This is a genomic window from Proteus sp. G2673 (genome assembly GCF_009915125.1).
Classification (GTDB): domain Bacteria; phylum Pseudomonadota; class Gammaproteobacteria; order Enterobacterales; family Enterobacteriaceae; genus Proteus; species Proteus penneri.
Window position 1 is genome coordinate 152,612 of record NZ_JAABLT010000010.1, and the last position, 14,417, is coordinate 167,028.

Annotated in this window: 12 protein-coding genes; 3 read left to right on the forward strand and 9 right to left on the reverse strand. The window is 39.3% G+C overall.

Features of this window, described 5'->3' with window-relative positions; translation table 11 throughout:
• The first annotated feature begins 77 nt into the window (after positions 1-77).
• The gene (locus GWI59_RS05975) at positions 78-749 is read left to right on the forward strand and encodes a hypothetical protein (protein WP_161724244.1); all 672 of its coding nucleotides are present in this window, start codon (positions 78-80) and stop codon (positions 747-749) included.
• A gap of 44 nt (positions 750-793) precedes the next feature.
• Here GWI59_RS05975 and GWI59_RS05980 read toward each other — a convergent pair whose 3' ends face one another.
• The gene (locus tag GWI59_RS05980; RefSeq protein ID WP_161724246.1) at positions 794-1,408 is read right to left on the reverse strand and encodes a LysE family translocator; all 615 of its coding nucleotides are present in this window, start codon (positions 1,406-1,408) and stop codon (positions 794-796) included.
• A 174-nt stretch (positions 1,409-1,582) separates the two neighbouring features.
• Between GWI59_RS05980 and folA the strand changes: the two genes are divergently transcribed.
• Complete coding sequence (gene folA / locus GWI59_RS05985; RefSeq protein WP_006535980.1) at positions 1,583-2,068, forward strand: type 3 dihydrofolate reductase; 486 nt, start codon at positions 1,583-1,585, stop codon at positions 2,066-2,068.
• A gap of 435 nt (positions 2,069-2,503) precedes the next feature.
• Here the strand turns inward: folA and apaH are convergent, their stop codons facing one another.
• Genes apaH through lptD form a run of 6 tightly spaced genes read right to left on the reverse strand, consistent with a single transcriptional unit; the run spans position 2,504 to position 9,287 of the window.
• Entirely contained in the window at positions 2,504-3,325 is an 822-nt protein-coding gene (gene apaH, locus GWI59_RS05990; RefSeq protein ID WP_006535979.1) for a bis(5'-nucleosyl)-tetraphosphatase (symmetrical) ApaH, read from the reverse strand.
• A gap of 2 nt (positions 3,326-3,327) precedes the next feature.
• Positions 3,328-3,705: a Co2+/Mg2+ efflux protein ApaG gene (gene apaG / locus GWI59_RS05995; RefSeq protein ID WP_006535978.1), complete on the reverse strand. Its 378-nt coding sequence runs from the start codon at positions 3,703-3,705 to the stop codon at positions 3,328-3,330.
• 25 nt (positions 3,706-3,730) lie between these two features.
• Entirely contained in the window at positions 3,731-4,549 is an 819-nt protein-coding gene (gene rsmA / locus GWI59_RS06000) for a 16S rRNA (adenine(1518)-N(6)/adenine(1519)-N(6))-dimethyltransferase RsmA (RefSeq protein ID WP_006535977.1), read from the reverse strand.
• Positions 4,542-5,540 (reverse strand): 4-hydroxythreonine-4-phosphate dehydrogenase PdxA, encoded by a 999-nt coding sequence (gene pdxA, locus GWI59_RS06005; protein ID WP_115065606.1) that lies wholly within the window; start codon positions 5,538-5,540, stop codon positions 4,542-4,544. Before pdxA ends, rsmA begins: the two co-directional genes overlap by 8 nt.
• Positions 5,530-6,867 carry a peptidylprolyl isomerase SurA gene (surA, locus tag GWI59_RS06010; protein WP_109399968.1) on the reverse strand — a complete coding sequence of 446 codons (1,338 nt, stop codon included), beginning with the start codon at positions 6,865-6,867 and terminating at the stop codon, positions 5,530-5,532. The genes pdxA and surA overlap by 11 nt, the downstream gene beginning before the upstream one ends.
• A 50-nt stretch (positions 6,868-6,917) precedes the next feature.
• On the reverse strand, positions 6,918-9,287 hold the full coding sequence (gene lptD, locus GWI59_RS06015; protein ID WP_161724248.1) for an LPS assembly protein LptD: 2,370 nt from the start codon (positions 9,285-9,287) through the stop codon (positions 6,918-6,920).
• A gap of 430 nt (positions 9,288-9,717) precedes the next feature.
• Between lptD and djlA the strand changes: the two genes are divergently transcribed.
• Positions 9,718-10,518, forward strand: coding sequence for a co-chaperone DjlA (gene djlA / locus GWI59_RS06020; protein ID WP_072064291.1), 801 nt, complete (start codon positions 9,718-9,720; stop codon positions 10,516-10,518).
• Between the two features lie 243 nt (positions 10,519-10,761).
• Here djlA and rluA read toward each other — a convergent pair whose 3' ends face one another.
• Together rluA and rapA are read right to left on the reverse strand one after the other, a co-directional pair.
• On the reverse strand, positions 10,762-11,415 hold the full coding sequence (rluA, locus tag GWI59_RS06025) for a bifunctional tRNA pseudouridine(32) synthase/23S rRNA pseudouridine(746) synthase RluA (protein ID WP_006535967.1): 654 nt from the start codon (positions 11,413-11,415) through the stop codon (positions 10,762-10,764).
• A 55-nt stretch (positions 11,416-11,470) separates the two neighbouring features.
• Entirely contained in the window at positions 11,471-14,374 is a 2,904-nt protein-coding gene (gene rapA / locus GWI59_RS06030) for an RNA polymerase-associated protein RapA (protein WP_006535966.1), read from the reverse strand.
• Between the last annotated feature and the right edge of the window lie 43 nt (positions 14,375-14,417).

The following is a 14,417-nucleotide window of genomic DNA, read 5'->3' on the forward strand; positions in this document are numbered from 1 at the left end:
CTTAGTAATAAGGGCTTTTTTCGGTATGAATATATAGATAAAAAGAGGATTATTCTACTATGAAATAAGGAGTTATTATGAAGATAATGAATTATTGTACTCAAGCTACAGCAATAACAGATTTCAATATAGATAGAAAAGAAAAAAAGAAAATAAAAAATGCAATTAATAGTATTTCAAATAGTTTCAGCAGCTTTTATGTAAGGGAGGAGAATAAAAGTTTTTCATCTAAAATATCTTTTTTTATAAAGAAAATATTTAATATTAAGACTAGTTTGACTTATTTATTAAATTTAGATCAACATGATAGATTAAATAATTTATCTACTCTTTTGGTGGGGTGTGAAAAAATAGAATTCAAAAATAATAATTTAATAAATTCAGACTTTGTTAGTATTAATAATAAATCTCTTAATAAATTAAAAAATAATGAAGGTGTCAAGGCGTTTGTGGACAATATGCTTCGGTCTGGCGTGTTAGAATACGAGGACATTATTAAAGAAAAAGAAAAAACAGCAGGGGATGAATGTTTTATATCTGATTATAATCGAAAAATAAAGAATTTTTTTAGTAAAAATATAAGCAGTGATGAAATGAAAAACAATATAGCGAAAGTTATTAGGGATAACTATGACTTTATTTTAATTAAAATGAAAAATAACTCTAATTATCTTGATAACGAAAGGGTTTTACTAGATATTATTGAGTGTTTAAAGAGTGATAATGATTGGAGTTTAAATTTATTATAAATGAGTTATACCTCTCTAATAAATCTTATCAAAGAGGTTTTTATTTAACTCAATGCCACTTTAATACCTAATCCAATCAGTACCACACCTAAAACTTTATCAATACTTTTTTGGATTTTATTGAGTACTTTTCTCACTGGTGCACTTTGAATTAATAAAACGAGCAAAGGCCAATAAACGACAGCTAATCCCCAAATAATAAAGGCATACCATAATTTTTCACCGATGCTTGAATCGATACTTAATACCTGAGTGAAAACGGCAAGAAAGAACAAAGTGGCTTTAGGGTTGAGTAAATTACAGAGAAAACCTTGCATAAAAGCTTTCTTAAAACTGATTTGTGAATGTTGTGCTGTTTTTTCATCAATCGAATGATTAGATTTTGAGAGCAAACTTTGAAAACCAATCCATAGCAAATAAACAGCACCTGCATATTTTAAAATAGAAAAGAGCCAAGGTGTTGTGGTGATAAGAACGGCAATACCTGCAACACAATATGACATATGCACAAGTAATGCTGCCACAATCCCCATTGCAGTCATCATTGCTGCAGATCGTTGATAACGCGCCGCATTTTTTACAACGAGAAAAAAGTCAGGACCTGGTGAGATCATACCGAGTAAAGCAATTGTAAAAACAACTAAAGAAGTTTCAAGCATAATAGCGCCTTGTATATAACAATATTATAATGATTGAATCTTATATGATTAAGTTAACACTTCGAGTATAAAGCAATTATTTATTATCAAGGAAGCATAATTTGTATCGACTCAGGTTTTAGCTTTACGTATAGTGTGAGCAGTTTTTTCCCATCTTTACCCGTAGGTGTGTAAATGAATATTAGTTTAATCGCAGCATTAGCGATGGATCGCATTATTGGTATGGAAAAGGCAATGCCTTGGACATTACCGGGTGACCTCGCATGGTTTAAAAAGAATACGCTAAATAAACCCGTTATTATGGGCCGGGTGACTTATGAATCTATTGGTCGTCCTTTACCGAATCGTCTCAATATTGTGTTAAGTAGCCAACCAGGAACAGATAGTGAAGTTGTTTGGGTGAAGTCTGTAGAAGAAGCTTTGCAAGCTGCTGAAAATCATGATGAAATCATGGTTATAGGAGGCGGTAAAGTGTATGAGCAATTTCTGCCTATGGCAAATACACTTTATCTAACTCACATCGATGCTGAAGTCATCGGTGATACAACATTCCCAGATTATGAGCCTGATGAGTGGGATTCTACTTTTATGGAATATCATGAAGCAGATGAAAATAACTCTCATAACTACTGCTTCGAAATATTAAAAAGAAGAAAATAACAAGAATTAAATAAAAAGGGAGATTAAATATCTCCCTTTTTATTATTCCTATTTTATTCATATAAAAATAATAAGAAGCAAGATTTATTATTCTACTTAAATATTTTTTATAAACAGAGATTTATTTTAAGCTAATCATTATTTATATTTTAATAAATTCATTTTATAAGAATAATATATGAGATATTAATCAATATAGAGGTTTTTTATTCCCAATATCGTATTTTTTGATACTTATTTTACTATGAAAAAAAATAACTTATTGATTATTAATGATTAAATTTATGGGTATTTTAAGGTGTTCGTTTTTGTGTATAAAACGTTCTCTTTAGAATAAAAAAGAGTCATTAAGTTATATGTGAGGATAAAATCGACATAGCGCAAAAGGCAATGTCGCCATTTTGCGCAAGAAGAAGTAAAGGGATAATAAGTGCGTTATTTGGGGGCTGATAGGCTAGATTGAGTGAAATATTGTTTGTCTTCCCAACGTAAACAAGTGAGATTACCACCCCAGCAACATCCCGTATCTAATGCATAAACATTATCAGGAGTGCCTTTTCCTTCAAGAGAGGCCCAATGCCCAAATACAATACTATAACCTTCAGGTAACTGGCTTGGTAAATCGAACCAAGGCTTTAATGGTGCTGGTGCGTCTTGTGGTTTATCTTTACAAATCATATCGAGCTGACCATTGGGAAAGCAGTAACGCATACGAGTGAGTGCATTAGTACTGAAGCGTAATCGTGCTAGTCCCGAAAGTTCTGGTGACCAATTGTTTGGTAAATCGCCATACATTGAGTTAATAAATAAAGGGTAGCTATCACTACTTAAAATAGCTTCAACTTCACGCGCACACATTTTGGCTGTTTCTAAATCCCATTGTGGCGTGATCCCAGCATGAGCCATGATGATTTTCTTGTCTTCATCAATTTGCAATACAGGTTGACGTCTTAACCAATTAATTAATTCATCTGCATCAGGTGCATTAAGTAAGTCATTCAGCTTATCTCTTGGTTTATTGCGACTAATTTTTGCAAATACACCTAAAAGATGAAGATCATGATTGCCCAAGACGAGCTTTAGTGAATTGCCTAAACTTTTTACAAAGCGCAGTACTTCAAGTGAGTCAGGGCCTCGTGCAACAAGATCTCCCGTTAACCATAATGTATCTTGTGCTGGCTCGAAACTGACTTTATCAAGAAGGTGGCGCAATTCACGGTAACAACCATGAATGTCACCAATTAAATAAGTTGCCATAGTTAGTTTATCAATGTTGGGAGTGCAAGGCGGAAAACAGGGATCTCGATTTGAAATAATCGACCATCAGTGTCAATCATTTCATAATGACCTTCCATTGTTCCCATTGGTGTTTCAAGAACGGCTCCGCTGGTATAGCGGTATTGTGTGCCTGGCTCGATAAGGGGCTGTTCGCCGACAACACCTTCACCTCGAACTTCAGTGGTATTACCTTGTGCATTGGTGATTAACCAATAGCGGCGCAGGAGGCGAATTGCACATTTATTCAAATTATGAATTGATATGGTATAAGCAAAAACATATCGTTCATCTTCAGGAGATGATTGGCTTTCAATGTAAACGCTTTGTACCTGTATCGCCACTTTTGATGAGGTGAACATAGTGCCTCCTGTCTCTGGCTTTATCTTATGCTTGTGAGTCTTGCTTTTGCGATAACCAGTTTGCCACTTTGCAATATTGCTCAACAGAGATATTTTCAGCTCTTGCTGTTGGGTCGATATCAAGTGCTATCATATCTTCTGCTGTGAGTAATCCACCTAAGCTATTGCGTAGTGTTTTACGGCGTTGATTGAATGCTTGAGCGGTAATACGGCTAAGCATTGCAATATCCGTTACTGGGTATGGTTTTTCTTTATAAGGGATCAAACGAACAACCGCTGAATCAACTTTAGGTGCAGGTTTAAATGAAGTTGGTGGAACTTCAAGTACAGGGATGATTTGGCAATAATATTGCGCCATCACACTTAAGCGACCATAAGTTTTGCTACCGTGACCCGCAACAAGGCGATTAACCACCTCTTTTTGCAACATAAATGTCATATCAGAGATTGCGTCGGCAAAACTGAATAAGTGGAACATGAGTGGTGTAGAAATGTTATAAGGCAAGTTACCAAAAACACGCAGAGGCTGCTGACGCTCTTTTGCTAATTGTGCAAAATCGATCGTCATTGCATCTTGCTGAATAATGGTCAGCTTGTCTTTTAATGTAGGATGAACTTCTAAACGAGCGGCTAAATCACGGTCAATTTCTACAACCGTCATTTTATCCATTCTTGCGCCTACTGGCTCTGTAATTGCTCCTAAACCAGGGCCAATTTCAACAATGGCTTGACCAGGTTGAGGGTAAATGGATTCAACAATACTTTCAATAATATAGCTGTCTGTTAAAAAGTTCTGCCCGAAGCGTTTGCGGGCAAAGTGCCCCTGATGGACTCTATTATTCATTACAATTTTGTATCATATTAATGGCTAAATTTAATGCGGTGCAAAAACTGCCAGCATCTGCGCTTTTCGTACCTGCAAGCTCAAGGGCGGTGCCATGATCAACAGAAGTACGGATAAAAGGAAGACCGAGAGTGATATTCACGGCGCGACCGAAACCTTCATATTTTAGCACAGGTAATCCCTGATCGTGATACATCGCAAGTACCGCATCAGCATGTGTTAAATATTTTGGTTGAAATAAAGTATCAGCAGGATAAGGTCCATGAAGATGAACGCCTTGCTGACGTAATTGTGCTAATGCAGGCTCAATAATATCAATTTCTTCACGTCCCATATGACCGCTTTCTCCCGCATGAGGATTAAGGCCACAAACGTAAATTTGAGGTTCTGCTATGCCAAATTTGGTTTTTAAATCGTGGTTTAAAATAGTGATAATTTCATGCAGAAGCTCGCCTGTAATTGCATCAGCGACATCCCGCAGAGGCAAATGTGTGGTTGCTAATGCAACTCTTAATGTATCTGTTGCTAGCATCATGACAACACGTTCACAGTGGCTACGATCAGCAAAAAACTCGGTGTGTCCAGTAAAATGCACACCTGCATCATTGATTATGCCTTTATGAACCGGCCCCGTCACGAGTGCTGCAAATTCACCGTTTAGGCAACCATCACAAGCACGAGCTAATGTTTCTACAACGTATAATCCATTGCGCGCATCTAATGTACTTGGAATGACATTGGTGTGAAGTGTGATTGGGAGTACACAAATTTGGCTTGGTGTGTGTGTTTTAGGTGGTGTGGCAGGATCGTATTCAACTAATGAAAGAGGCAGGTTTAACAATTCTGCTCTTGTTTTAAGTAACTGAGGATCAGCACAAACAACCCAAGGTAAATCCCAACTCATTTGTGCTAATGAGATAATTAGGTCAGGACCAACCCCGGCTGGTTCGCCGGGGGTGATAACAAGTGGTTTTATTTGCTTAGTTTGCATTATTCTCGTTCATTATTTTCACATAAGCCCCTACTCGTAGCTCTTGCATCCAGTTTTGTACTTCTTCATTAAATTTACGGTTGAAGAGTAAACGGTATGCTTGTTCTTTATTAGCGGCATCTGTTTTATCAACACTACGAGTGTCTTCTAATTCAATTAAATGCCAGCCAAAATTTGAGCGAACAGGTTGGCTTAATTCGTTTTTATTTAAGCGCATTAACGCATCACGGAATGCCGGATCGTAAACATCAGGCATTGACCATCCTAACTCACCGCCACGCAATGCTGAACCTGGATCTTCAGAGTACTCTCTTGCAGCATCAGCAAAAGTTATTTTACCACTGCGAATATCGGCAGAGATTTGCTGTAACTTGGCATAGGCTTGCTCATCACTCATGATTGGTGAGCTTTTTAGCAGAATATGACGGCTTTTAACTTCCGTAACAGAGAGGGTATTAGAGCCACCACGAATATCGTTTACTTTGATAATGTGTAAGCCAACACCAGAGTGAATAGGTCCTACGATTTGGCCTTTTTGCGCATCTATCAACTCTTTCGCAAATAGCGTTGGTAATTCATCAATAGATGCCCAGCCCATATTACCGCCATTTAAAGCTTGTGGATCAGCAGAATAAGTTGCAGCTAATTTACCAAAATCTGTACCATTTTTTAGCTGATTCATAATGCGAGTAATGACTTGCTGGGCTTTTTCTATTTCAGCTGGTGCAGGATTTTCTGATAATGGAATTAAGATGTGGCTTAGGTTGAGATCAACACGTTGGCTTGCTTGGCCTTCAATTTGTTTAGCAAGAGAATCAACTTCTTGAGGTAAAATAGTAATACGGCGACGCACTTCATTGTTACGAACTTCGGCTAGCATCATCTCTTTACGAATATCTTGGCGATAATCGTTGTAAGAAATACCATCCGCTGCGAGACGTTTTTTCAATTGATCTAGTGAAAGTTTATTTTCAGCAGCAATACCCTGAATTGTCGATTCTACTGCGGCATCAGGAATATCAATTTGCATTTGTTGTGCCATTTGCAAAATGATGTTATCCATCACCAAACGCTCTAGAATTTGTTGGCGAAGAACTTGCTCATCTGGCATTTCTTGACCCGCATTTTTTGCGTTCATTTTGACAGTCTGTAGCATTCTATTAACGTCACTTTCTAGAACGACACCGTTATTGACGATAGCCGATACACGGTTTAATTCTTGTGCAGCAAATGTTGTTGAGCTGGTAGCTGCACCGACCGTGATCATTAAGCCGATAAACAGCGTTTTCCAATTTTTCATAAGTTTCCCATTATGTGTTTTCCGCATCTTGTTGCGGGATGACATATTTATTCAGCCAATTCCGTAGTCTGATTAAATCAGAATGCTCTTTGATAAGGTAAGATACCGCGTTCAAGCATTTTCTGGCTACCCAAACTATGATTGTTACTTAGGCCTCTGAGTTCCACATTGACAGACCATTTATTATCAATATCGCTGTGGTCAACTTTCCAACCAACAATTTTTCGTTCATAACCCACATTCACAGCCCAGCAACACGTGTTGTATTGTAGACCAACCATTTGGCTAACAGGCTCTGATTCTTTGGTATCAAAGTAATACGATCCCACAAGGCCCCAACGTTCGGCTAATGGCCAACTACCGACCACGCCGACTTGAGAAATACCTTTTTGGTATTCAGGTAGTGGTTGCATTTTTCCATCATAAGGGCGAACACGTGTTGCTTGAATATAATCGCGATCCACATAGCGATAGCTCAACTGTAAAAGATGATCACTATCGGCACGATATTCCATTATAGCATCACCCATTGAGACGCTACCTAAACGACGGTCATACTGTAAACCTCCGCGCATACCTACGGTATCAGTGATACGCCAATAAGCATCACCCGCCCAGACCATAGAGCCACTTTCATCTTTACTGTTAATTATTTCACCAATAGATGATGGACCGGTTCTTGGACGTTCAAAGAAGTAGATTTGACCTATAGAAACGTTAAAACGTTCAACTAATTCGCTATCATAAAAACGCGAAGTTACCCCTGTGGTGAATTGGTTTGCAGAGGCAATACGGTCTAGACCCCCGTACATTCTGTCGCGGAATAATCCGCCATAGTTTGACTGTAATAATGCAGAGTCAAAGTTGTTGATGTTAGATTGGTCTTTATAAGGGACATAAAGATATTGCACACGAGGTTCGAGGGTCTGTGTAATATTATTGGTTTGATATTGGCGTTCGAAAACCACTTTCATATCAGATTTAAACTGTGGTAGTACACGGTTTACATTATCGTCTAATTGATTAGGGTTCTTTTGCTTATACGCATCAGGAATATCTTGATCGTAATGAGTTGCCATTACTTTCAATTCATTATTAAAGCTAGCCCAACCAGTTGATAAAGGTAAGGATATTGTTGGCTCAATATGGAAACGATTTGCTTCAGGCGTGTTATCACCCACGCTGGTGAAACGCGCAAATTGAGCATAAGTTCGGAAATCAAATGGCCCGATATCATTCTTATAATAATTCAGATCAAGCTGGGGTTCGGCACGATAAGCTTTTGCATCTTTATTATCAGAGAAAATTTGGAACTGTTTAGTGGTTAATGTGGCATTCCAGTTCTGTTGTGCATAACCCGTACTAAATTTCTGAGTCGCATAACCATCAGTCGTATTACCGTATTGAGAGGTGAAATCAGTGAAGTATTTATTATCACTTACTTTTGTATAATCGATATTAAATCGCCACACATTGTTCATAACACCACTGTGGCCCCAGTAGAATAACCAACGTGTAGCGGTGTCACGAGGAAGATAGCCTGCTTTATTTTCTTCTTTGTCTTTATTGTATTGGCTATCGTGATTGATCCAATCTACCGCGATGGTACCGCGTCCTGGGGTTGTTAAATAACGGAATTCGTTATCTAATTTTAAACCACGACGACTGATATAGTTGGTTGTAATGGTGGCATCATAATTAGGGGCAATATTCCAATAATAAGGTAATTGGAAATCAAAGCCTGAGCTACGAGAATAGCTTCCGTTAGGAATTAAGAAGCCAGAGCGACGTTTGTCGCCAATCGGTAATTGAAGGTAAGGACTATAAAAGATAGGCACATTAGCGACGCGAAAACGTGCATTCCAGATTTCAGCAACTTGCTCTTCACGGTCTAAAATAACCTCTGAGCCGACAACGCTCCAGCTATCATCTCCCGGTAAACAAGAAGTGAACATACCTTTATCCATAATGGTATAGCGATTTTCGCCACGCATTTGCATTTTATTTGCGTAACCACGGCCTTGGCGGCCAACCATTTGGTAATTACCTTGTTCGATATCCGTATCTTTATTATTAAGATTAGACCAAGCGCGAGGCCCTTTTAAGATGATTTGAGGATCATCATAAGAGACATTTCCCGTTGCTGTGACCATTCTTAATGGTGTTTCTCCCTCAGTTTGTGTTAGTTCAACACTGTCTGCACTTAAGGTTTGGTTGCCCTGTTTAATATCAACATCACCTTTATATTTGATCATGCGAGGATATTCACCTTGCATATCATTTGCAGTGATAGTGACAGGCAAGCTGTTGGGATCGCCTTGTACTAACGGTTTATTATAAACAGGAACTCCCAGTAAACATTGGGAGGCAAGATCAGCATAAGCAGGCTGACCATATATTGTGGCCCAAACTAGGGTGGCCAGCAGTGTGGGATAACTTTTTTTCATAAGTATTTATGTGCTTCCGTCATCAGTGGCTTCGTGCTGATAAACAGCTAGAAACTAACGCAGGGAGTTATGCGACACCAGCCCAACGTTCTGAACATTGTTCTAACGGTAACCGAAAAATAGGTCTAATTCCCATTTTTTCGATGTTTCTGTGTTGAAATAGTGTTATAGCCTTATTAGAAACAAAAAAACACCGCGCTGATGCGGTATTTCGTGCTGTATAACAACGCTAAAATTATTTGTTTGGTCACTCATTTTACTTTAACACAGTTTAAACGAAAACAGCATTACCTCTGTCCAAAGAGACACAGCAAATCTCTTTATTTTAAGAAAAAGTTTATTTAGAGGTTGCTTGGTGTTAGGTGTGCAAGCAAATGAATAGTATGATAATGCAAAATTGCAGGCAGAGCATCGAAGATTTGAGGAGTCTATGCGCTATTGGGGAAAATTATTAGGCCTTACCATCGGTAGTTTTGCTGGAATAGGCTTTTGGGGCATTGTTATTGGTGTTTTTCTTGGGCATCTCTATGACATGCAACGAAGTAAATTAGGAAGTGGTGGTCGCTATACGCGTGATAGACAAGCTTTTTTCTTTGCTGCAACCTTCCAAGTTTTAGGGCATTTAACAAAATCAAAAGGGCGAGTGACTCAAACTGATATCTCACTTGCCAGTGAATTGATGGATCGCATGAATCTGCATGGTGTCGGTCGCCAAGCTGCACAACAAGCTTTTAGAGAAGGTAAATCACCTGATTTTCCATTAAGAGCCACATTGCAACGTGTTAGACAAATTTGTGTTGGGCGCCGTGACTTACTTCAGATGTTTCTGGAAATCCAATTACAAGCTGCTTTTGCGGATGGCCAACTGCATCCAAATGAAAGAAAAATGCTGTTTATCATCATTGATGAGCTTGGTTTTTCTCGTGCGCATTTTGAGCATATATTAGCAATGATGCAGGCTGGTCAGAATTTTCATTATCAAAATGGACAGGGCTATCAGCCTCACCCTCAAGGCCCTACGCTCTCGGATGCATGTAAGGTACTCGGCGTCGATGAAAATGATGATGTTAAAACTATAAAGAGAGCTTATAGAAAATTAATGGGAGAACATCATCCAGATAAACTTGTAGCGAAAGGTTTGCCACCAGAAATGATGGAAATAGCAAAACAAAAAGCACAGTCTATACAAGTTGCTTACGATTTGATAAAAAAAGAAAAAGGATTTCGTTAACATCTTGTAAAAGAAGATGAGAAAAGAGAGAATTATTTCGTGATAGAGATAACTTAGACTGAGTTGAGTTTATTATTTATCACGGTAAAATATAAGTGAAATTTAATTATTTCATTCTCTCTTCTCTTAAAAAAGGAACTATATCCATGTCAAACGTCCGTGTTCTTGTTGGGGTTATGGGATTAGCGCTTTGCTTGCTCCTTGCTTCATTGAGTTCAGTGACTGTTTTAGTGTCATAAGACATTAAAAATCGGCAAGGCATTCAAAATGTATCGGGGATCGAAAAGCAGGATGCGTAATAAATAATTCCTGAGCATGTAATTGCAGGCGAGGTGCCATCGCTCTTGCCTGCGGATGTGCATAAAAGCGATCCCCTAAAATAGGATGCCCCAACGCTAACATATGTACCCGCAATTGATGTGAACGCCCCGTAATTGGTGAGAGTTTCACTCTTGTTGCATTCTCTTCATATTCCAGCACTTCATAAAAAGTTTGCGCCGCTTTTCCTGTTTCATGACAGACTTTTTGTTTTGGTCGATTAGGCCAATCGCAAATCAAAGGTAAATCAACCAATCCTTCTTCTTTTTCGACATGTCCCCAAACGCGTGCAATATAGGTTTTTTTGGGTTCACGTTCACGAAACTGACGCTTTAGCTCACGCTCTGCTTCTTTATTTAGTGCCACAACGATAACGCCACTGGTTGCCATATCAAGGCGATGTACACATTCAGCATTAGGAAACTCAGCTTTAATGCGCGACATAATACTGTCGTTATGCTCGGGCGCTTTGCCCGGCACTGACAGTAATCCGCTGGGTTTATTGACGGCAATAATATGCTCATCTTGATATAAAACATGTAACCAAGGATCTGTCGGCGGGTTATACACTTCCATCATGGTGGATATCTCATCAAAACAACGGGGAGTAGAATACTCCCCGCTTTAACGGTGATTATTGGTGGGTAACAACAATGAGGCGAATTGAATCTAAACGCCACGTTGCTTCATCTAAATGGTTAAGAATATGAGCTCGTTCATTTTCAATGGCTTCGACTTCATCATCACGAATATTTGGGTTTACCGCACGTAAAGCTTCTAAGCGCGATAATTCATGAGTTAGTACGCGATCAGCTTCTTCTTTCGCTTTTTGAATCAGTCCTTTCGCTTCGATTTCCATTAACGGTTCAGAAGCTTTGAGTACATGGTGTACTTCGCTCTGTACCGCATTGACCAGTTTGCTAGAAGTATGACGATTAACCGCATTTAATTGGCGGTTAAAACTTTCAAACTCAACTTGAGAGGCTAGGTTATTACCTTTTAGATCAAGTAATAAGCGAACGGGTGTTGCCGGTAAGAAACGACTTAAGTGCAGATGTTTAGGTGCTTGTGCTTCTACGACATAGATCAGTTCAACTAACAGCGTTCCCACTGGTAATGCTTTATTTTTTAATAAAGAAACGGCACAACTTCCTGTATCACCAGATAAAATTAAATCTAAGCCATTACGGATAATGGGGTGTTCCCAACTGATAAATTGGGTATCTTCACGAGATAGCGCTTGCTCTCTATCAAATGTGATAGTGCAACCATCTTGTGGTAAGCCAGGGAAATCAGGTACTAACATATGATCGGATGGTGTTAAAATAATTAAGCTATCACTGCGATCTTCTTGATTAATACCGACGATATCAAACAAATTCAGTGCAAAGTTCACTAACTCAGGATCGTTATCTTGAGCGGCTATTTCACCGGCTAATTCAACACCCACTTCACCACCGTTAGAATGCATCTCTAATAGGCGGTCGCGACCTTGTTCAAGTTTGAGCTTCATTTCATCATGTTGTTTACGACAAGCAGCAATAAACTCATCAAAATCAGCTAATTCATTAGGTTGTGCAAGATAAGAGATGAGAGCATCATATTTACTGTCGTAAATAGTACGACCAGTTGGGCAAGTATGTTCAAAGGCATCTAAGCCTTCGTGATACCAACGCAACAATACAGATTGAGCCGTACCTTCCAGATAAGGAATGCTGATATCAATGTCTCGATTTTGGCCAATACGATCAAGACGACCAATACGTTGTTCTAATAAATCAGGGTTAAACGGCAGATCAAACATAACCAGTTGATTAGCAAACTGGAAGTTACGTCCTTCAGAGCCGATTTCTGAACATAGCAGAACTTGAGCACCTTCTTCTTCGGACGCGAAATAGGCTGCAGCGCGATCGCGTTCAAGTAAAGACATACCTTCATGGAAGACGGCAGCACGAATACCTTCACGCTCGCGTAAAACTTGCTCTAACTGCAATGCAGTTGCTGCTTGCGCACAAATAACTAGAACTTTTTCATTGCGATTTGCCGTTAAGAAACCCAGTAGCCATTCAACACGGGGGTCAAAGTTCCACCATGTTGCGTTTTCACCTTCGAATTCTTGGTAAATACGTTCAGGATAGAGCATCTCTTTCGCACGAACTTCGAGGCTCTTTTTCGCTGCCATAATTTCAGCAACTTTAATCGCTGTTTGATATTGTGTTGGCAGTGGCATTTTTATCGCGTGAAGTACGCGATTTGGGAAACCTTTCACACCAGAGCGTGTATTACGGAATAACAGACGGCCCGTTCCGTGTCTGTCCATTAACATATGGATAAGTTCTTGGCGAGATTTGGTGCGTTCTTCGCCTTGGGTATTTGCCGCTTTCAGTAATGGTTCAACATCTTGCTCGCTGATCATTTCACTGATGATATTTTGTTGGTCGGTATTTAAATCATCTTCTGATAGCAAAATAGTAACAGCATCGGCAACAGGGCGATATTTTTGTTGCTCATTAATAAATTCGTTGTAGTCATGGAAACGGTTTGGATCAAGCAGACGTAAACGAGCGAAGTGGCTTTCTTGGCCTAACTGCTCAGGCGTTGCGGTTAATAGCAACACTGAAGGAATAGATTCAGCTAACTCTTCAATTACTTGATATTCACGGCTTGGTGCATCTTCACTCCAAACAAGGTGATGGGCTTCATCGACAACCAGCATATCCCATGTTGCTTCAACCAAGTGTTCAAAACGTTGCTTATTTTTACGCACAAAATCTAAAGAGCAGATGATCATCTGTTCTGTTTCAAATGGGTTATCGCTATCTAATAAAGATTCACTATAACGGCTATCATCAAACAGAGAGAAACGTAGGTTGAAACGGCGTAACATTTCAACTAACCACTGATGTTGTAAGCTTTCAGGCACAATAATCAACACTCGCTCTGCACGACCATCCATTAATTGCTGGTGGATAATCATACCGGCTTCAATTGTTTTACCTAAACCCACTTCATCAGCTAATAATACGCGAGGGTTATGACGTTTACCCACTTCATTGGCGATATAAAGCTGATGAGGAATAAGGCTTGCACGAATGCCACGTAAACCACTTTGAGCTTGCTTAAACTGCTCGCTCATAAATTTACGAGCGCGGTAGCGTAAGGCAAAGCGATCCATACGGTCGATTTGGCCTGCAAAAAGGCGATCTTGAGGTTTATTAAAAGTGAGTTTGTTATCTAAGAACACTTCACGTAATTGCGCGGGCTCTTCGGTGTCTAAACGTACACCTTGATAGATAAGAAGGCCATTATCTTCTACAACGTTATCGATGGCGAGTTTCCAGCCTTCGTGACTGGTGACGGTATCCCCTGCATTGAACATCACCCGCGTTATTGGTGCATCATGACGGGAGTAAAGGCGGTTTTCGCCACAGGCGGGGAAAAGTAAGGTAACCATGCGGGCATCAACTGCCACAACAGTACCCAGTCCAAGCTCGCTTTCAGTATCGCTAATCCAACGTTGACCAAGAGTAAAAGGCATATATATAAACTCAGCTCTCAAATATATAATTTAGGAATTATTA